Origin of the sequence: Superficieibacter sp. HKU1 (genome assembly GCF_029319185.1) — a bacterium.
Lineage (GTDB): Bacteria > Pseudomonadota > Gammaproteobacteria > Enterobacterales > Enterobacteriaceae > Superficieibacter.
Map to the genome: position 1 here is coordinate 1,116,264 of NZ_CP119754.1, position 20,355 is coordinate 1,136,618.

At 54.5% G+C, this 20,355-nt stretch carries 16 protein-coding genes and 1 pseudogene; 16 read left to right on the plus strand and 1 reads right to left on the minus strand.

The genetic code is table 11. The features are described 5' to 3' along the window. The first annotated feature begins 4 nt into the window (after positions 1-4). The 15 genes and pseudogenes from tssM (at position 5) to P0H77_RS05445 (ending at position 17,644) form a co-directional block, all read left to right on the plus strand. Positions 5-3,874, plus strand: coding sequence for a type VI secretion system membrane subunit TssM (gene tssM / locus P0H77_RS05375; RefSeq protein ID WP_276163898.1), 3,870 nt, complete (start codon positions 5-7; stop codon positions 3,872-3,874). Beyond that, positions 3,874-4,656 (plus strand): TagF domain-containing protein, encoded by a 783-nt coding sequence (locus tag P0H77_RS05380; protein ID WP_276163899.1) that lies wholly within the window; start codon positions 3,874-3,876, stop codon positions 4,654-4,656. The genes tssM and P0H77_RS05380 overlap by 1 nt, the downstream gene beginning before the upstream one ends. A gap of 25 nt (positions 4,657-4,681) precedes the next feature. After that, positions 4,682-4,852, plus strand: a complete 171-nt coding sequence (locus P0H77_RS05385) for a hypothetical protein (protein WP_276163900.1) — start codon at positions 4,682-4,684, stop codon at positions 4,850-4,852. 78 nt (positions 4,853-4,930) lie between these two features. Then, positions 4,931-5,152, plus strand: a complete 222-nt coding sequence (locus tag P0H77_RS05390) for a hypothetical protein (RefSeq protein ID WP_276163901.1) — start codon at positions 4,931-4,933, stop codon at positions 5,150-5,152. Further along, complete coding sequence (locus P0H77_RS05395; protein WP_276163902.1) at positions 5,137-5,595, plus strand: hypothetical protein; 459 nt, start codon at positions 5,137-5,139, stop codon at positions 5,593-5,595. Before P0H77_RS05390 ends, P0H77_RS05395 begins: the two co-directional genes overlap by 16 nt. 151 nt (positions 5,596-5,746) lie before the next feature. After that, a complete protein-coding gene (locus P0H77_RS05400; protein WP_276163903.1) occupies positions 5,747-6,217 on the plus strand; it encodes a glucosaminidase domain-containing protein in 471 nt (156 codons plus the stop codon). Further along, complete coding sequence (locus P0H77_RS05405; protein WP_276165053.1) at positions 6,217-6,663, plus strand: hypothetical protein; 447 nt, start codon at positions 6,217-6,219, stop codon at positions 6,661-6,663. Before P0H77_RS05400 ends, P0H77_RS05405 begins: the two co-directional genes overlap by 1 nt. A gap of 160 nt (positions 6,664-6,823) precedes the next feature. Then, a complete protein-coding gene (locus tag P0H77_RS05410) occupies positions 6,824-7,555 on the plus strand; it encodes a hypothetical protein (RefSeq protein WP_276163904.1) in 732 nt (243 codons plus the stop codon). Continuing rightward, on the plus strand, positions 7,552-7,914 hold the full coding sequence (locus P0H77_RS05415) for a hypothetical protein (protein ID WP_276163905.1): 363 nt from the start codon (positions 7,552-7,554) through the stop codon (positions 7,912-7,914). Before P0H77_RS05410 ends, P0H77_RS05415 begins: the two co-directional genes overlap by 4 nt. 68 nt (positions 7,915-7,982) lie before the next feature. After that, positions 7,983-9,926 (plus strand): type VI secretion system tip protein TssI/VgrG, encoded by a 1,944-nt coding sequence (gene tssI / locus P0H77_RS05420; RefSeq protein WP_276163906.1) that lies wholly within the window; start codon positions 7,983-7,985, stop codon positions 9,924-9,926. 49 nt (positions 9,927-9,975) lie between these two features. After that, the gene (locus P0H77_RS05425) at positions 9,976-10,431 is read left to right on the plus strand and encodes a DcrB-related protein (protein ID WP_276163907.1); all 456 of its coding nucleotides are present in this window, start codon (positions 9,976-9,978) and stop codon (positions 10,429-10,431) included. Positions 10,432-10,450: 19 nt separating this feature from the next. Further along, complete coding sequence (locus P0H77_RS05430; RefSeq protein ID WP_276163908.1) at positions 10,451-15,076, plus strand: RHS repeat-associated core domain-containing protein; 4,626 nt, start codon at positions 10,451-10,453, stop codon at positions 15,074-15,076. A gap of 13 nt (positions 15,077-15,089) precedes the next feature. Next, a complete protein-coding gene (locus P0H77_RS05435; RefSeq protein WP_276163909.1) occupies positions 15,090-15,443 on the plus strand; it encodes a hypothetical protein in 354 nt (117 codons plus the stop codon). Positions 15,444-15,697: 254 nt separating this feature from the next. Continuing rightward, positions 15,698-17,305: pseudogene (locus P0H77_RS05440) on the plus strand (RHS repeat-associated core domain-containing protein); the annotation flags it as partial. A 9-nt stretch (positions 17,306-17,314) separates the two neighbouring features. Next, positions 17,315-17,644 (plus strand): hypothetical protein, encoded by a 330-nt coding sequence (locus tag P0H77_RS05445; protein WP_276163910.1) that lies wholly within the window; start codon positions 17,315-17,317, stop codon positions 17,642-17,644. 67 nt (positions 17,645-17,711) lie between these two features. On the opposite strand, the gene P0H77_RS05450 is transcribed toward P0H77_RS05445, so the two are convergent. Next, positions 17,712-18,023 (minus strand): SymE family type I addiction module toxin, encoded by a 312-nt coding sequence (locus tag P0H77_RS05450; RefSeq protein ID WP_276163911.1) that lies wholly within the window; start codon positions 18,021-18,023, stop codon positions 17,712-17,714. A 395-nt stretch (positions 18,024-18,418) separates the two neighbouring features. Between P0H77_RS05450 and xerC the strand changes: the two genes are divergently transcribed. Continuing rightward, the gene (xerC, locus tag P0H77_RS05455) at positions 18,419-19,471 is read left to right on the plus strand and encodes a site-specific tyrosine recombinase XerC (protein ID WP_276163912.1); all 1,053 of its coding nucleotides are present in this window, start codon (positions 18,419-18,421) and stop codon (positions 19,469-19,471) included. Positions 19,472-20,355: the final 884 nt, after the last annotated feature.

Here is a 20,355-nt window from a genome sequence, read left to right on the forward strand (position 1 = left end):
AATAATGCAAAAATTTCTCAGTCTGCTTTTTTCCCGGCGCGCGCTGGCTATTGTGGGCGTGATAGTGCTGGCGCTGCTTGTCTGGTTTGTCGGGCCGCTGGTGTCATTTGATACTCTGCGTCCTCTGGCCTCCGTGGGCAGCCGGGTGGTGACCATTGCTCTGCTGCTGATGCTGCTGGTGCTGTGGCTGGTGAACTGGTCGATGAGCATCATTGGCATCAGTATCCTGTGCCTGGTCATTGGCTTTGTCACACCGCTGCTGGCCCTGGGCGACGTTCATCCGTTTGCGCCGCTGTGGGTCCGCCTGACCCTGATTGGTTTCATCCTGCTGGTGTACGCACTGTACGGCCTGTACCGGCTGTGGCGCGCGCTGCGCATGGATGAACAACTGCTGCGCCGCTTCCTGCATCCGCGCGGGGAGGAGGTGCCGGTGGCCGGGGAAATCAAAGCCGATCTGCGCACTGTCAGCCATATTGTCACTCAGGCTGTGCGCCAACTGAAACAACTTCGTGTGGACATGCCCGGCTGGCGTAAAGTCTTTGAAGGCAAACGCTTTCTGTATGAGCTGCCGTGGTTCATGGTGGTTGGTAGCCCCGGCGACGGCAAAACCACGGCCCTGTTGAATACCGGATTGCAGTTCCCGCTGGCGGAACAGATGGAGCAGACCTCGCGCATCCTGACGGTTCCGGGGGGCGGTACGCTGCACTGCGACTGGTGGTTTACCAATGAAGCGGTACTGATTGATACCGCCGGACGCTACGCCCGCCACGATGACGGTGGCGAAGCGAGTGCGACACAACGCAACGCTGGAGAGTGGCAGGGCTTTCTCGGCCTGCTGCGTAAACACCGTCCCGGCGCGCCGCTCAACGGCGTGATCCTGACGCTGAACGTGGCGGATTTGACGGCGCAGTCTCCGGCTGAACGCCTGGCAGCCTGCGCCGCTCTGCGTGCGCGACTGGCAGAACTGCGCGAGACCCTGGGGATTCGCTTTCCGGTCTATCTGGTGGTCACTAAAATGGATTTACTGCCGGGGTTCAGCGAATATTTTCGCACGCTGACCAGCCATCTTCGTGCACAAATCTGGGGCTTCACGCTGCCCTACAGCCGCAGGCGAAAAGCGGGCGATCCCCAGGCGCTGCACGCCGCCTGTGAACGGGAACTGGCGCGCCTGACATTGCGGTTGGATCAGGGGCTGGATACCCGCTTACAGGAAGAGTACGACCTTAAAAGCCGCCAGCGGCTGTATACTTTCCCGCGTGAGTTCTCCGCCCTTGGCGCGCCGTTGCTGGAGGCTATTGAACAAATTTTCCTGGATTCGAAATTCGATGCCACGCAACTGAATAACACGCTGCGGGGGGTGTTTTTCACCAGTGCTGCGCAGGCGCAGGCCGACGCGGTGGCTGACCAGTTAAGTATCTGGCAGCGTTTTGTCCGGGCAATAAAAACCGCCCGTGGCGACTCCGCAGCTTCCCGCCCACACACTCTGCCAGACGGCAACCGTAGCTACTTTCTGCACGATCTGCTGACGCAGTTTATTTTCCGTGAAGCGCACCTGGTGGAGCCAAACCTTCAGTGGGCATGGCGTTATCGCTTACTGCGCCTTGGCGGACACCTGCTGGTGCTGGTGCTGGCATTCCTGCTTTGGCAGGGGATGCAGACCAGTCAGAAGATCAACGGTGACTATCTGAATGAAATTAGCGCCCGCACAACCCGGCTGGACAGCGAGATAAAAGCCTACACCGGCAAACCGGCGATGGCTCCCGTCCCGATACTGCTGGACAGCGCAAGGGAACTGTCCGCCTGGCCGGAACTGGACCCGGACGCGCCGCCGCTGGCCTGGCGCTACGGTCTGTACAGTGTTCCACCGGTAACAGACAGCGTGGCATCGCTGTACAACCGCCTGCTGGATCAACTGTTATTACCGCCACTGGTGAAACGGATGGAGTACGTTCTGGAGGACGCCATCGCCCGTCAGGACAGCCAGGCGGCTTATGATGCCCTGCGCGTCTATCTGCTGCTGAATCTGGATAAAGATCATGAGGACAAATACAACGCGGCGGAAATCCAGTCGTGGGTGCTTAAGGATCTGGAAAACAACGACAGCGTGGCCGGGTTCGGCGGACGTGCTGCCGTACTGACGCATATCGAAGCGCTGTTTGACGGCAGCAGGGTGGTGCATTCGCCGTATGAAAAAGATGAACGGCTGATCCGCCAGGCACGCGCGTTCCTCGACGGACACACCAGTACCGAGCGTATCTATACGCGGGCGCTGGCGGCAATGGAGAGCGAAGCGCCGCAGGAGTTTACGCTGGTGCGCGCCGTGGGCGCAGATGCGGGAACGGTCTTTGTGCGTGCTAATGGTGCTCCGCTGGACAGAGGGGTGCCGGGTATTTTTACCCGTGAAGGCTACCGGGATCTGTTCGACAAGCGACTGCCGGAGTTTGTTGCGGCAGCGTCAGCGGACGATGACTGGGTAATGGGGCGGGAGAGTGCGCCAAAAAAGCTGACTGACAGCCTGCGCAGCCAGATGCCGGGACAGGAACAGGCTGTCACCCGCGAAGTCCGCCGCCTGTACCTGACCGAATATACCCGCCGCTGGCAGGCGTTTCTGGAAAGCATTCACAGCATCAACAGCGCCGGTGAAGAAGGCAGCTCTGGCCTGGCGTATGACTTACAGGTGTTGCGCACCCTGGCATCGCCGGATTCGCCGCTGATGCGGCTGGGAAAAGCGGTGGTGGCGCAAACCACGCTTGTGCCGCCGCTGGATCCGCAGGTAAAACAGAAGCAACTGGCGCAGCGCGCGTCCGGTAACGCGGGGAAAGTGGTACAGACGGCGAAGCTTTTTCAGGATATTCACCCGGAAGAGCGGCTGGAAAAAATGCTGGTGGATGACCGTTTTGCTGCGTTACGTGAGGTGGTTTCCGGGCGAACGGACGGTGGACAGGGCGGCGGCGGAACGATGCAGATCAATTCGCTGCTGACGATGCTTAACGAGTATTACACCCAGCTTACCATTGCTGACACTGCGCTGGCGGCGAGCACGCTGCCGGGGCGCATTACCGCCGCAGACAAACTGCAACTGGAGGCGGCGAAACTGCCTGCCCCGCTGAAAAACATTCTGCTGGATCTGACGCAGCAGGGAACCCGTAAAATTAACGCCGGAACCGGCGAAGTGTTAAATACCCAGATGGAGGCGATGATCGGCGACGACTGCCGCGACGCCATTGATGGTCGCTACCCCTTTACCGACAGTCCGCAGGAGGTCAGCGCTGAGGACTTCAACCGGCTTTTTGCCACCGGCGGCGTACTGGATACCTTCTGGAGCAAACAACTGGCCCCGCTGGCAGACACCGCCAGCGATCCGTGGCGCTATAAACCGACCGAAGGCAATATGGTATTGCAGGGGCCGGATCTGGTGCCGTTCCAGCAGGCGAAGCAGATCCGCAGTGTGTTTTTTAACGGTGAGGGCGGGAAAAAGTTCTCCTGGGCAATGCAGATTCGCGTGGTGGACATGGACCCGGCCATCACGGAACTGGTGATTGATATCGACGGCCAGGTATTGCGTTACGCCCACGGCCCGGTGAGACCGCTGAAGGTGAACTGGCCGGGGCCGCGCAATGGCTCAATGGCGGAAATCACCGCCAGCCCGCGTATTCGCCAGGACACCTCAACGCTGCTGACCGGCGGCCCATGGGCGCTGTTTCATCTGCTGGATGCCGGAAAGGTACAGGAAACGGCGGTGCGGGGGCAGCAACTGGTGGAATATGATTTTGACGGTCGCCGGGTGGTGCTGGAAATCACCGCCGGACGGGATTTTGATCCGGTGAACCGGGAATTGTTACAGGACTTCAGTTGCCCGGCGAGGGCGCTGTGATGCGCCGGTCAGCGGCGGTATCAACTCCGGCGATGTTCGGCAGGCTACCGGACCAGCGTGACTATGTGCGCTGGCGGGTAAGCGCCGAAGAGGGACGGATATGGCAGACCTGGCTGAACCGGCAGACGTGGGTAGGCCACGGACGGCATATTGTGTTACCGGAAGGCCAGGTGGCAGATGAAGAGCGTGATGGCTGGATGCACCTGTCGCCGCGTGGTGAACACGACATGCCCGCGCCGGAACACCATCCGCTGCCGTGGAGCTTTGTGATGTCGCCGGGGTTTTTGCCTGTGGGCGGGACAACTGACTGGCTGGCCGGCGTGCTGATGGCGCCACGCGACAGCGTCGGGCGTCCGTGGCCACTGGTGATTTACCAGCGCTGCGGGCGGGAGTGGCTGGAAGAAAGTCTGCCGGAGAGTCAGGGCTGGCTTTACTGGCTGGCGCGGCTGGCCGCGCAGCACATTTCGCCGGACACAATGCGACACGGGAGACTGACAGAGCAGGTGGACCAGTTGTGGTCAATGTGGCAGCCGGGGCCGTGGTGGACGCAGTGGTTTCGTGGATTACGGCGTACATCGCAGCGCAGCCGGGAACTGACCGGCTTACCGGAAGAAGCGCCGGTGGTGGAACTGCCGGGCGTGCGTTACCTGCCGTGGCCGGGCTGGCCGGGCAAGATGCTGGTGCAGGCGCAACCGGAACAGGGATGGTTCTGGCAGCAAAACAGTGAAGGGCGGTATGTGGATGCGCTGCGGCTGGCGGGGAAAGAAGTCTACAGATTGTAAAGATAATGGAATAAGGAATTTAATAATGAGTATTTATGACTCGGCATGTAACAGTACAACGGCAGTTACTTTTATACAAAAACATCTTCGGGACTGTGAGACAATTGCCGGGCAACTTGATGTGCCGGTTGAAAATATACTGGGGCTTGCCGCAGCGGAAAGCGAATACGGTAAAGGACGTATTGCCCGAGAGTAAAATAACTATTTTTCCATGCATGCACCTGCATCATATCAGTTAAAGCAGGTTCATCCAAAAGGGAGTACTACAACCTGGGTGGCCACATATCCTTCTTTTTTAGTCGGGGGACAATCTTTTGCCAGTCGGTTTGGTAATGCAGTTAAAGGTAAAAAAGATCCTGTCGCTTTTGTCGAAGCACTGGTTAAAGCTGGCTATAATACCGGTAATAGCAAGACCGGTGGAACAGATCATTATGTGGATAAAGTTGTGGGTATTATTGGTATGGTGAAAAGGAGGATGACATGCCCTGTAAGATAGCATGTTTATTGTTTTGTTTACTAACACCAGTGATGTGCAGTGCCTGGGTAAATGTATCCGATATACCTGAATTTAATTTAACTAAAATAAACAAGGATGGTTTAACTAAAACAGAGGCAGAAGCTTTACTTATTACTGCGTTAAAATATGAAAAATACAATTTATCATTATCTGGTGTTTTTATTGATGATGATTTGAGTCCCGCAGACCCTTATTATTATGAAATGGGTGTCGGTTATGACACACCAAAAGCAGGTGCTGTAGAGTACTGGGGGTTATTTTCTGTCAGTCCGAAAACAGGTGATATCTGGGAAGAATATTCATGTGAGAGAATATCGTCCTCGGCGCTGCAAAAAATTCAACAAGAAATAATGAAAAAAACGGGCGCGACATTTGCCAGTGAAGTGGTACAGCGCCGTGGGTTGGGGTGTACAGATGAATAGCGGGGCAGGTGGCAGTACCTGGTGTGCGTCACCAGCCGTGGCAGTGATGGTTCTGGCAGCACAACAGTGAAGGGCGATATGTGGATGCGTTGCGGCTGGCAGGGAATAATGAGCATGGCAGTTTTAAAAATAGCCGGTGAGAAATGACGAAATGGGTACTTATGATAAAGCGTGTAATAATGCAGGTGCGGTAAGGTTTGTTCAGGAGCACATACGGGATAGTGAAATAATTGCAAAAGAACTCGGTGTGCCAGTGGAGAATATTCTCGGACTTGCTGCTGCGGAGAGTCAGTATGGCACAGGTCGTATTGCCAGAGAATATAATAACTACTTTTCCATGCACGGACCTGCGTCATTTCAGTCAGGTCAGGTCCATCCAAAGGGAAGTGCCAAAGTTTGGGTGGCTAAGTACCCCTCTTTTTTAATTTGTGGTCGTTCTTTTGCCAGCCGATTTGGTAATGCAGTAAGAGGGAAAAAGGATGCTGTAGATTTCGTTAAGGCTCTTGTAAAAGCTGGGTTTAATTCCGGGGATCATAAAACAGGCGGCACTGATAATTACGTTAAAATAACGTCAGATATTATCATTATGGTCGGAAGGAGAATAATGTGTCCCGTAACTTAATATTTGTTGTTATCTCTCTTGTATCTGTTCTTTGTTATGCCCGAAGTAATGCTCCTGAATTTAGTTTGTCAGATATAAGTCATAGTGGAATAACGAAAGCGCAGGCAGAAAAATTGCTTATTATTGCACTCAAGCACCAAAAATATGATTTATCGCTGGACGGCGTTTTTGTTGACGGTGATTTGGAGGATAAACATGGGAACCCTCCCCACCCGGGATATTATGACTTTAGTCTTGGTTATGATACACCGAATGCCGGGGCGATAGAATATTGGGGATTGTTTTCGGTCAGTTCTCAAACTGGTGATATATGGGAAATAAATCAGTGTCAGAGGATTAAATTTCATGAGTTGCAAAGAATTCAACGAGAAATAATGAAAAAAACGGGTGCGACATTTGCCAGTGAGGCGGTACAGCGGCGGGGGTTAGGGTGTACAGATGAATAGTGGGGCTGATGGTACGGCCGGGTGAGGTGCTGGCAGCAGAATGGAAAATGATGATATGTGGATGTGCTATGGCTGGCGAGGAAAATGGGCGTAGCAGGATGGTTCGGTGTCAGGATTATATGTAAATATTAATAAGTTACTGTATTTATAGGTAAACAGAATGACCGTGGATCAGAAATTTTTAAATGAATTGATGCAAAAATATTTTCCTGACACTGTACTGGACAGGAATTATATCAGGAATAATTCAGAGCGAGGTGAAATTATCCTGGATAAGGATTCGGGGGTAATCACATTATTGCTGAGATGGAAATATACGTGGATAAAATCAGCCGATGTTAATAATGACTGGACTGAACTGGATAAAATCAGATTTATGACAAGGGTAAATTTTTGTGTTTGTCATGAGTGGAATGGAAAAATATACTTTTCTGTTTCTGGTGATTCGGATTTTGCCAAAAAATTTCAGGGGAAGAAATTGCCTTTCAATATACAAATAATGCCAGTCTGGCAAAAAGAACACTGGAATGTGGAAGTGCTAAAAACTCCTCCCAGGGGGGATGATGGCAGACCCTATGTTATCTGGAAGCGAAGGCTCGCGCATTTTTACTTCAAAGATACATCATCCGCTGAGAAATGTAATCCCGGAAATTCTTCAGATTGTGGACATTTTCAGGTAAATATACCTCATGAAGTCGGGCATATGCTTGCTCTGGATGATGAATATGAACTTGATGGTTCAGGGAAACCTTTGTCAAAATATAAATCAGATACGACTGCACTAATGAATATTGGCATGGAGCTTCGGACACGTTATCTGGATTACACGAATATAATGATGAACGCAGTATATCCATCAACTGAATTTTCTGTCATGAGCGTGGCACCATGATAAGAAAAATTTTCATTCTGATATTTACATTGTTAATGATTTCTGTAACCACAACCGGTGTAACCAGCGATATGCCCTATAATGATGTACGCTGGGGGGATGATGAAAAGTATCTGGTCAAAAAATATGGCTCACCTGAGCATGAATTTATAGTTCCCCGGCATGACCTTGTTGGTATTTATTACTCTGGTATAGAACGAACCTACCCTTCAAAAAATCCTGAATTCAGTCAGATACTAATAAAAGAGATGTTCTGGCACGTTCATGACGATTTGAACCTGACATGCTGGCTTCATTCTGAAGATGGAAAGTGGGTCGTTATATCGTATGTTTTCTGGCCGCCTGGCGCTAAATTTTAATCCGGTATCAAAGGAGTACACCATGAGTTTTGTATCCACGGGCAACACGTCCGCTACGGGAGGGCATCATGCATAACGTCACCGTCAGCGGCAGCGCCGTGCCGCCACAGATGTTGTTGTTTGCCAGTCTGAACGGCTCGGAAGCCCTCGGCAGCCTGTTTACCTATATCGTCCAGTTAAAGACGCCGGACAGCCTGAACATAGGTTACGTCTCCCCTGCGGCCAATCTGCCGCTCAAACCAATGGTGGGTAAAGACCTGTGCGTCAGCATTGAACTGGACGGCGGCGGTAAACGGCATATCAGCGGACTGGTCACGGCGGCGCGGGTGGTGGGGCATGAAGGGCGCTCTGTCACCTATGAACTGCGCATGGAGCCGTGGCTGAAACTGCTGACCCACACCAGTGATTACAAGGCATTTCAGAACAAAACGGTGGTGGACATTCTCGATGAAGTGCTGGGTGAATACCCGTACCCGGTGGAAAAGCGGCTGGTGGAAAACTACCCGGTGCGCGCCTGGCAGGTGCAGTATGGCGAGACCGATTTTGATTTCCTCCAGCGACTGATGCAGGAGTGGGGCATTTACTGGTGGTTTGAGCACAGCGAGGACAGCCACACGCTGGTGCTGGCCGACGCTATCAGTGTTCATAAGACGTGTCCTGACTCACCGACGGTGGAGTGGCATCAGGGAGGGCTGAAGCTGGACAAGGAGTTTATCCACACCATCACGGCAAACGAGAGTCTGCGGACTGGCCAGTGGGTGCTGGATGACTTCGACTTCACGAAGCCACGTTCAGTGCTGACGAATACCGTGGCAGAACCACGTGAAACGGGCCACGCCGACTATGAGCACTACGAGTGGCCGGGCGATTATTTCGACAAGGGTGAAGGTGAAATGCTGACGCGCATCCGTATGGAGGCGCAGCGCAGTCCCGGTAGCCGGGTTCATGGTGCCGGGAATATCCGCACGCTGATGACAGGCTATGCTTTCACGTTGACAAATCATCCGACGGCAGAACTCAACCAGGAATACCTGCTGGTCCAGACCACGCTGTTTGTGCAGGACAACGCGCAGCACAGCGGGCAGGACCAGCACTTTACCTTTTCCACCAGTTTTGAACTGCACCCGACCAGCGAAGTCTATCGCCCGCAGCGAACCATCAGCAAACCGCACACCAAAGGCCCGCAGAGCGCCATTGTCACCGGCCCGGCGGGGCAGGAAATCTGGACGGACCAGTACGGGCGGGTAAAGGTACAGTTTGGCTGGGACCGTTACGGCAAGCGGGATGAAAACAGCTCCTGCTGGATACGTGTCAGCTACCCGTGGGCGGGCAAAGGCTTCGGGATGATCCAGATCCCGCGTATCGGCCAGGAAGTGCTGGTGGACTTCAAAAACGGCGATCCGGATCTGCCGATCATCGTGGGGCGCACATACAACCAGGACACCATGCCACCGTGGGGACTGCCGGGATCGGCGACACAGAGCGGGATATACAGCCACACTATCGGCGGCGGGCCGACCAATGCCAACGCCCTGCGTTTTGAAGATAAACCTGGTGGTGAAGAGGTCTGGTTACATGCTGAAAAAGATCAGCGTATTGAAGTCAATAATAATGAAAGTCACTGGGTAGGAAATAATCGAACTAAGGTAGTTGATAAAACAGAAAAAGCGATTATTGGCCTTGAGCGTTACCTTACAGTTCAGAGCAACGATACATCCCTTGCGGGGGGAGATAAAACTATTCAGACTGTGCAAAATTTGTGTCTGATGGCTGGTGACTCAATAACGCTGGGTTGCGGTGATACAATATTAAGAATGAACAGTAGTGGTTCGATCCTTGTGACATGTAAAACATTTAATATTACTGCTACAGATAGCGGGCAAATTAATACCCAGACAGGACAACTGGACTTGAATATGGGTGACAGAACTGCGGCAATAGCTCCACCTACAACAGCTGCAAAAACGGCTATGCAATTAGCTGTGGATGTGACATTCATGTCAAAAAAATAATGCTTTCTGAGTTTTGATAATGGAATTAATATAAAGGGATTACATCGTTATGACAAGTTATTATATCAATGAGGCTATTCTCTGGTTTTCTGGTGATGTTATTCAGGATAGCACTATTAATATGTTAAGACTAAGCGACCCTGATGCGGCGCTTATTGTTAGTCGTGGGCAGATGCATATTGAGGATGAGTTATCTGCTCAGGTTGAACAGCAAATGAAAAAATTAGAGAAGCAGGTTAAGGATCTGCGTTATACGCCAGCGAAGAAAGTTCTGCTGGGTATTAACCAACAGACTGAAGGGCTTGAAATACATAGTCAGTTCCTTCGAGGACATGAAAGTGTCTGCCAATGCCAGGTGGCATTCGTATTACCAGGTAGCCGTATCATGATGGCTGTGACATACGCCCGTGCAGCGGCGCTGACGGATATCGATATTACGCGTTGGGAGGAGATCAAAAAGAACCTGCGTTTCAGAATGACCCCGGACACCAACATAGTCGAATAACAGAACAGGGAGAAGGGAGATGGGAGATGCATTTTGGGCGGCAAGAGAGGGGGATGCGCTGTTGCATACCTCCTTTATGGCGGACATGCTGGGGGCTGCGCTGGAGGTCGCGGCCAATATCCTGGTGGATGTGATAGTGGTGGGGACCATGGCGTTTCTGGCGGGAGTCGAGGTAGCCTCGCTGGGATGTAGTACGGTGTTAATGATCGGTTTTGTGACCGGTGTAGCCATGTACTACGAAGGCTGGAGCGAGAGTATCAGCAATGCCAGTGAAGAGATTGCCAACGCTATCTTTCCTCCAAAGATCGAGGGCCATATCATTAGCGGTTCAAATGATACCTGGATAAACGGTAAACGAGCAGCACGAGCGGCGGCGACGACCGGATCACGTAAAGAAATTGAGGCTCTGGAAGAAGCGGCGCGGCGAAAGGCAGAGGAAGAACAACGCAAAGAGGATGCTAAATCGGCGTGGGATGTGGCGAAGGAATACCTGGAGGCCGCCGGGACGATAGCCACATCCATAGTAACGGCTCCTGTAATGGCTCCTCTTAATCTGATCGATCAGCTCAGTACGGAAGAAGGGCGGGAGGGGTTGTGGGACGATACAAAACACTTTTTCTCTGAGTTATGGCAACCAACGGTTACTGAAGCTTTTCCTGGTTCAACCCCGAAACCGAATGACAAAATCAACTGTGAGAAGCACCCGTCCTCTTTTACGCAGTTCCTGGAACAAAAGCAGCAGGCGCTGATGGATGACCCCGTGGGCACGATACTGGGGGCGCTGAATCCCATCGGGGCGCTGGAAAATGCTTTTCAGGCGGTAAGCGGACTTATCGGCAGTGTGTCGAATCTTTTCAAAGGCGACGAGGAACCCCCTGCGGCGGAGTATATCGCCGAAGGAGCAAGGGATGTACGCATCAACGATCAGCCCGCCGCGCGCAGCGGCGTACGCTGCACCTGTGAGGCGAAGGTAGTAGATGAGCCTGGCGGGGGAGAATTTGTATCGCCCGATGTGCGTATTGGTGGGCCGCTGCTGGTAGTGAGGGACATCAAAAGCGGCAAGTCGCAGATAACACTGGTGGCGACGATAGCCCTGATGTTCCTGCGTCCTGGCAAGGCACTGGCGGAATTGCCCTGTTTTCTGGGAGGTGTAGCACTGGGGATGCTGACCCAGCGCCTGGGAGACGCTCTGCTTAATCCGGTAAATGCCGCCACCGGAGCCAAATACCTGGCGGATGAGGAGGATTTCGATTTCAGCTTGCCCGGCCACTACCCGCTGGACTGGCAGCGGACCTACAGCAGCCGCGATGAACGGACGGAAGGGATGTTCGGACGCGGCTGGAGCGTGCCATATGAGGTAAGTCTGGAGCCTACGCCGGACAGCACGGACGATAATTGCATGACGTATGTTGCCCCTATGGGGCGGCGAATTGACTTGCAGGCGGTGGAGCCGGGGAGCGGTTTTTACAGCCCCGGAGAAGGGCTGGCGGTACGGCGCAGCGAACAAGGCCATTGGCTGATAAGCAGTGACGACGGGGTTTACCGCCTGTTTGAGACGGACCCGCATAACCCACAGCGCCAGCGGCTGAAGATGCTGGGCGATCGTAACAGCAACTGTCTGCACCTGAAATATGACGACTGTGGGCGGCTGACGGAAATCAGCAGTGACCAGCAACGTCCCTGTATCCGGCTGTACTATGAGCTGGCAGAGTACCCGCAGCGCGTGACGCGTATCTTCCGCCACACCCCGGAAGGGGAGCCGAATCAGTTGCGCCGCTACCGCTACGATGAGGCGGGACGGCTGAACGGGGTGGTGGACAGCGCAGGCCAGTACCAGCGCGAGTTTGCGTATGACGACAACGACTGCATGACGATGCACCGGCAGGCAGGTGGCGAACGGTATTATTACCGTTGGGCGTGGTTTGACGGTCCGGACGATAAGGCGTGGCGGGTGACGGCGCACCACACGGACAGTGGGGAGCATTACCGGCTGGACTGGCAGTTAGACCAGCGGGCACTGACCGTTACCGACAGTCTGGGACGCACGCGCCGCCATTGGTGGAATGCGCAAAACCAGATAACCCGTTATCAGGATGCTTCCGGGCAGGTCACTGAATTTACGTGGAGTGATGAAGAACGACTGCTGCTGGGGATGACGGACCCGCAGGGCGGACGCTGGCGTTATGTCTATGACCGTCTCGGGCATCTGACGGAGACGCATGACCCGCTGGGCCGGGTGGAGCAGATGCAGTGGCATGAGATATGGCACCAGCCGGTGACGGAAGCGGACGCAGCGGGGGCGGCGTGGCGGTATGAGTACGACAAACGCGGTAACCTGCTGAGCGTGACGGACCCGGCGCAGCAGAAAACGCAGTACCGGTACGACCGTCACGGGCAGGTGGAGCAGGTAACGGATGCGCGGGGCGGCAATAATTATCTCCGGTGGAACGAAGACGGTCAGCTGATACGGCACACGGACTGTTCCGGCTCGCAGACGGCGTGGTTTTACGATGCGCACGGACAACTGGAAAGGGTCACGGATGCGGAGGGCAACACAACACGTTACCACCACGACAGCACGGGCAACCTGGTGCGGCGGGTGTACCAGGACGGGAGGGAAGAGCGTTTTTTACCGGATGCGGCGGGGAGACTGGCGGCCTATACCAGCCCGACAGGGCAGATAACGCGCTACCGTCGCGACAGTCTGGGCCGTGTGCGGGTGCGTACCGATTCAATGGGGCGGCAGACGGGCTTTGAGTATGACGCTTACGGCAGGCTGACGGCACTGGAGAATGGGAACGGCGAGCGTTACGGGTTCTGCTACGACGCGCTGGACCGCGTGACGGAGCAGACGGACCTGGACGGGCGGCGGGAGCAGTTTGGCTATAACGCGTTGGGTGCGGTGACGGCGGTGACGTTCGCGACGGGAAGCGCCAGTGAACTGCACCATCGGCTTGAGCGCGACGCGGCAGGCAGGCTGACGGCGAAAATCACGCCGGAAACGCGCACGGAATACCAGTACGACGCGGCGGACCGACTGCTGGAAATCCGCCGCAGGCGACACGATGCGGCGGAAGGCGGGGAGCCGGAAGTTATCCGGTTCAGCTATGACAGCCCGGGGAACCTGCTGAGCGAGGAGACGGTGCAGGGCGCGTTACAGCACCAGTACGATGCGCTGGGCAACCGCACGGCGACCCGGCTGCCGGACGGGCGGACGCTGCGGCACCTGTACTACGGGAGCGGACATCTTCAGCAGATAAACCTGGGGCGGGAGGTCATCAGCGAGTTCACGCGGGACCACCTGCACCGTGAGGTACAGCGAAGCCAGGGGAGGCTGGACACGCGGCGGGTGTATGACCAGACGGGACGGCTGACGCGCAAACTGACCTGTAAAGGAATGCGGGGTGTGGTGCCGGAGACGTTTATCAGCCGGGAGTATGCGTACAACGGCCAGGATGAACTGCTGAAAAAGCGGCACAGCCGTCAGGGGGTGACAGATTATTTTTACGACACGACGGGACGAATAACGGCGTGCCGGAATGAAGCGTACCTGGACAGCTGGCAGTACGATGCAGCGGCGAACCTGCTGGACCGGCGGCAGGGAGAGGGGGCAGGCAAGGGCAACGCGGTGCGGTTCAACCGGCTGACATCATACCGGGGCCTGCATTACCGTTACGATGAACATGGCCGGACGGTGGAGAAGCGGGGCCGCAACGGAACGCAGCACTACCGCTGGGATGCGGAGCACCGGCTGACGGAAGTGAGGGTTATCCGGGGGAGCACCGTACGGCGCTACGGGTACGTGTACGATGCGCTGGGCAGACGGACGGAGAAGCATGAGCTGGACGCAGACAACCAGCCCTATAACCGGACAACATTTTTATGGGACGGCATGCGGCTGGCACAGGAGTGCAGGCTGGGAAGAAGCAGCAGCCTGTATATCTACAGTGACCAGGGAAGTTATGAGCCGCTGGCACGGGTGGACAGGGCGGCACCGGGGGAGCCGGACGAGGTGCTGTATTACCACACGGATGTTAACGGTGCGCCGGAGGAAATGACGGACCGGGAAGGGAATATAGTGTGGGAGGCGGGTTATCAGGTGTGGGGAAACCTGAGGCATGAAAAAGAGAGCCGTGCGGTAGAGCAGAGCCTGCGTTTTCAGGGACAATATCTGGACAGGGAAGCGGGGCTGCATTACAATTTACACCGGTATTTTGACCCGGATGTCGGAAGATTCCTGAGCAGTGACCCGATAGGGCTGGCGGGGGGCATAAACTTATATGCATATGCGCCGAATCCGTTAAGCTGGATTGACCCGCTTGGCCTACGTAAAACTTGGTGTGGTCGACCTCAAAACAAATCAACTCACCATTCTACCAGGAAAGAAGCAAGAGAAGCTGCTGCACATGCCCATAATGGGAAAATGCGTCCACAACCATCGAAAAATCCGCCACAGAATGCCACACCAGAACAACTAAAAAAATGGAGAGAAAAGTGGGAACGGTACAATAAGCAACAAAAATATGATAAACCGGAATCTCACCCGCATTCATCGCATCCAGAGCCTCATTATCATGAAGGACAAAAACCTGACATCAACCGTCAGGGGGACGGGCGCGATGTTAATAATCATCATACATTTTAAATGAGGTATTTAAATGGAAGTTTTAATTTTCTTTATCGAAAGTTTCATTGCTCAAAATAGGCGAGAACATTGGATGTCATTAGCTTCAGGGAAATGGGTAAAATTTTATTCTAAAATTGACAAGATCGACAATCATCTTAATGAACGTTGCGATTGTATTAAAAAAAATATAGTTGAAAATTTTGAGCGCATCGTAGAAACCAAGAATATAAAAAGCGGTTTTTATTTTGATAGATTCTCTTATAATGAATTGTTATCCCCTATTGCATTTGATAAAATACACGAGGATAGTATTCTGGTTTGCCCTAAAGAGAAAGTTGCTTTCTATTTTCATCATGACGGATGGATGTGGTATTGTAGCCTTTAACGGTCGAGCCTCCAATCCGTAAATTGATGTAAAACCCTTTATTTTGAAAAGGATTACTGATGGCTACGATTTTAGTTTCTGGCAGATACGGCTTCAGCCCTGACATGGAATATGGAGTATGACCGCCTCGGACAGATGACGGCGCTTTGCACGCCGGATATTAAACGAACGCACAGCTATACGACAGATGGTCAGCTCGGTGAAACGCGGAAAGTGCACAGGAACGGTAACGACAGCCGGGTCGCGTTTGATTATTGCTGAGCGAGGAGACGGTGCAGGGCGCGTTACAACACCAGTACGATGCGCTGGGCAACCGCACGGCGACCCGGCTGCCGGACGGGCGGACGCTGCGGCACCTGTACTACGGGAGCGGACATCTTCAGCAGATAAACCTGGGGCGGGAGGTCATCAGCGAGTTCACGCGGGACCACCTGCACCGTGAGGTACAGCGAAGTCAGGGGAGGCTGGACACGCGGCGGGTGTATGACCAGACGGGACGGCTGACGCGCAAACTGACCTGTAAAGGAATGCGGGGTGTGGTGCCGGAGACGTTTATCAGCCGGGAGTATGCGTACAACGGCCAGGATGAACTGCTGAAAAAGCGGCACAGCCGTCAGGGGGTGACAGATTATTTTTACGACACGACGGGACGAATAACGGCGTGCCGGAATGAAGCGTACCTGGACAGCTGGCAGTACGACGCGGCGGCGAACCTGCTGGACCGGCGGCAGGGAGAAGGGGCAGGCAAGGGCAACGCGGTGCGGTTCAACCGGCTGACATCATACCGGGGCCTGCATTACCGTTACGATGAACATGGCCGGACGGTGGAGAAGCGGGGCCGCAACGGAACGCAGCACTACCGCTGGGATGCGGAGCACCGGCTGACGGAAGTGAGGGTTATCCGGGGGAGTACCGTACGGCGCTACGGGTACGTGTACGATGCGCTGGGCAGACGGACGGAGAAGCATGAGCTGGACGCAGACAACCAGCCCTATAACCGGACAACATTTTTATGGGACGGCATGCGGCTGGCACAGGAGTGCAGGCTGGGAAGAAGGAGCAGCCTGTATATCTACAGTGACCAGGGAAGCTATGAGCCGCTGGCACGGGTGGACAGGGCGGCACCGGGGGAGCCGGACGAGGTGCTGTATTACCACACGGATGTTAACGGTGCGCCGGAGGAAATGACGGACCGGGAAGGGAATATCGTGTGGGAGGCGGGTTATCAGGTGTGGGGAAACCTGAGGCATGAAAAAGAGAGCCGTGCGGTAGAGCAGAGCCTGCGTTTCCAGGGACAATATCTGGACAGGGAAACGGGGCTGCATTACAATTTATACCGGTATTTTGACCCGGATGTCGGAAGATTCCTGAGCAGTGACCCGATAGGGCTAAGAGGCGGGTTAAACTTATATCGGTATGCGCCAAACCCACTATCTTGGATCGATCCCCTTGGATTAAGTTGTTCTTTCAATTCTAAGTCTAATCGCTGGCATGATAGCGAGACAGGACGTTTTACTAAACGACCAACCGATCCTTCTGAATTAGTCAATAATGATAGAATTAATAAATCTGATATTGATGTCTGGGCAAGCCAAGGCGGTATTCCTAACACATGGGGACATGACCCAGCAAAATTCCCTAGTGGTGGATTTAAATATGATGCAGGTAGTTATACTGTACATGGTCATGGCGCTAATCCATCAGCAGCAGCCAAATTCCCTAACTCCAATGCTGCAAATGGCCCAACAGCAAGCATGAAAAATACTTCAACTGGAGAGGTCTTTAGAACCGATGGTACATGGGGAACGTTTAAATCAGATCCTAATGGTGCCCATATTCCTCTTGATGGTTCATCTTATTGAGGTGTAAATATGAAATTAGAAGAAATAAAAGATAAAGTCTCATCTCTTCCTACGATAATGGATATATCGGATGAACTATTGATAATTGATTTTTTAATGACTATTAAATCTGATGACTTAACCGAAAATACAGATGTTTTTAACTCTATAATAAGCTTATTAGAGTTGTCACATACTGATTCTGGTTTTATGGAGTTGACAGAGGAAAATGAAAATATATTTATTGAATTTTATCATTGGTTGCAAAAAATAAATAATGAATTTAGTCTGGGATTAGATAAAAATACTATGGATAGTTTTAGTTTGACCGTTGAAGATATTAAAAAACTAATGCCATAAATAGTAAAAGCCGGGAAAGAAATTAAAATCTTCCCGGCTTTTTATTATTTAATTTCCGTTTAGTCCACTAAACCAGCACATCCTTAATCCCCTTCACCACCTGCTTAGCCTGATAAAGCTGTTCCCTCAGTTCCTGCATCTCGTCATTGTCAGCGATGATGGTCAGGCATCCCTCCGTAATCCTCACCGTCACGCCGCGCCCGGTCTCAAATCCCGCTTCTTCCAGCCAGTTGCCTTTAAGGTGCAGGCTGGGGCTGCGTGAATATCCGGTAGGGGTTTTGGTTTTACGGTTGGTGTGGCAGATGCCGACATAGCCGACTTTAAGACGGCGATGGGTTTTGGAAATGACGACTTCTGGCGTAATATCGTGTTCAGCCATGATTAACTCCTGCTTAGTTGGTTGTGGTTAGCGGCTGTTACAGGCGGCCACCTGTAGCAGTCGCGTTAAATATCAACGCATTACCTTCATTACCTGCTATCGTAGTCGTACCACCACAAAAGCCCGGCATCAGATCCGGGACAGCCCGGCAGTGAACGGCGCACTATGACTTGCGCAAGTTGGATCTGACCCGTCGCAGGTTGCCCTAAAGTTGGCCCCATGTTGGGGTTAAGTTGGGGCAGTAAAAATCTTCTGTAAGCCGCATCATTACTGGCCTGAACGCCCCGCAAGTTGGGGCAGCATAAAAACCACTGTTCCATCGCTTTACCCTTCCTTCGTCGTACCGTACTGCCATCTCAGTCTTTAACCTTCAATCCTTAACAGGACAAACCATCATGACAAAGCCCATACCACCGGGGCCGGAAGCCCTTTATCTTAGCCGCCAGAACGAGAACGCCACACAGCGGCAGCATATGATTGCATGGCTGGCGCACCTTGAGGCGCAGGGCTACAGCCTGCGCACCATCGAGGGCTACCGCGAACGGGTGCTGCCGTTCGTGACGTGGTGCGAGGAGCGGGGGCTGCTGTACGCGCCGCAGGTGAGCCTGCCCGTACTGGAGGGCTGGCAGCGCTACTTACGCAGCTACCGCAAGGCAGACGGCAACACGCTGGCGGTGGGCGGCCAGCTAAACCGCCTCAGCGCGGTGCGGAACTTCTGGCGCTGGCTGCTGAAACGTCACATCATCCTGTACAACCCGGCAGAGCAGCTTGAACTGCCGAAGGAAGAAAAGCGGCTTCCGGCGCAAGTGTTCAGCGAGCAGGAGACGCGGCAGGTGCTGGGCAGTCTGGATACGGAAAAGCCGCTGGGCCTGCGCAACCGGGCGATACTGGAAATACTCTGGAGCACCGGGATCAGGCGTATGGAGGCGGGGAACCTGATGCTGTGCGACGTGGACTTCACGCGGGGCGTGGTGAACGTGCGGCAGGGAAAGGGGAAGAAAGATCGCGTCGTTCCGGTGGGCCATGTGGCGCTGGCGTGGGTGCAGCGCTACCTGAAGGACGTGCGGCCCCGGCTGGCGCAGCGGTTCGATAGCGGCCACCTGTTCATCACGTATCACGGCAAAGGGCTGAAGCCGGGGACGCTGACGCAGCTTGCCGGAGAAGCGATCCGGAAGAAGGCGCGGATAGACAAGCCGGGGGCGTGTCATATCTTCCGGCACTCAATGGCGACGCAGATGCTGGACAACGGGGCGGACACGCGGCACATCCAGGCGATCCTGGGCCATGAGAAGCTGGAGACGACGCAGATCTACACGAAGGTGGCCATCGCGCCGTTGCAGCGGGTGCATGAGAAGACGCATCCGGCAGAGAAGCGGCGAAGGAAAAAAGCGCCGGACAGCCCGGAGCAGAACGGGGCCACAGGGTCGCCGGACAGTCTTAAAAGTTAGGTGTCGCCCTCTGTGAGGGCGCAGGGGACGTGGCCGCTCCTGCGCATCCATGCGCCCGCGGCATTAGTACGTCCCTGTACGTCACAGGCAGACAGCCGCCGTCCATGACGGCTGTCTGCCCCCTGCCTTCAGTGTGCGCGGGGGTAAATGCCCGGAAGCTGGCGGAGGCCACAGCGTCACATGGCAGTACGGAGAGGCCAGCGTCCGTTCATTTAACATAACGCGTGGATATTATGCGCAGTCACCCCGGTGGGCAGCGAAGGCGGCTTCAGGCACAGGGTGCGGGGTGTCTTCGCATAATATGCATTATGTCTTGCGCCCCCGCGGGCGGCACTTCAGGCCGTGCCACGGTGAGCGCCGCAGACCTTACGCGGCTCCGCAGTCGCCGCCATCCCTGGCGGCTCCGGTGCGCGGCGGCGGCCCTGTTCGCGGTAAAAAGGCCGTTAAAAGAGGTTGTCGGCCTGCGGCCTCCGCTAAAGGGCTTAATGCCCGCCCGGCGTCGTCTGGCTGCGGCGGCTCGTGCCGCGCAAGGGGCGGCGCGTCACTCGTTCCCGCCTTCGCCCGCCAGCGCCTCCCGCCCCGGCCCGGCGTTGTCATGCAAAGGCAAACCCCGGTCAGGCAGGGGAGGAACAGAGCGCCGTACCGTCGCTTGCGGGCTCTTTGCCGCCCGCACCCGCAGAACCCGCGCCGTGGCCCCGGTAAGCCGCCTGCGGCGGCCAACCGGGTCCCCGTCACGGGTTGCCGTGGGAGCCATAACGCAGCGCCGGAGGAGAACGACTAATGACAGGGAGTCACGGGGGTGGTATGGTGAACGGGCGTCAAAACGCGCATCGGGAAAGTTGGGTTAACGTGTTGTTAAATAAGTAAAAGGTGATGGCCGGGAA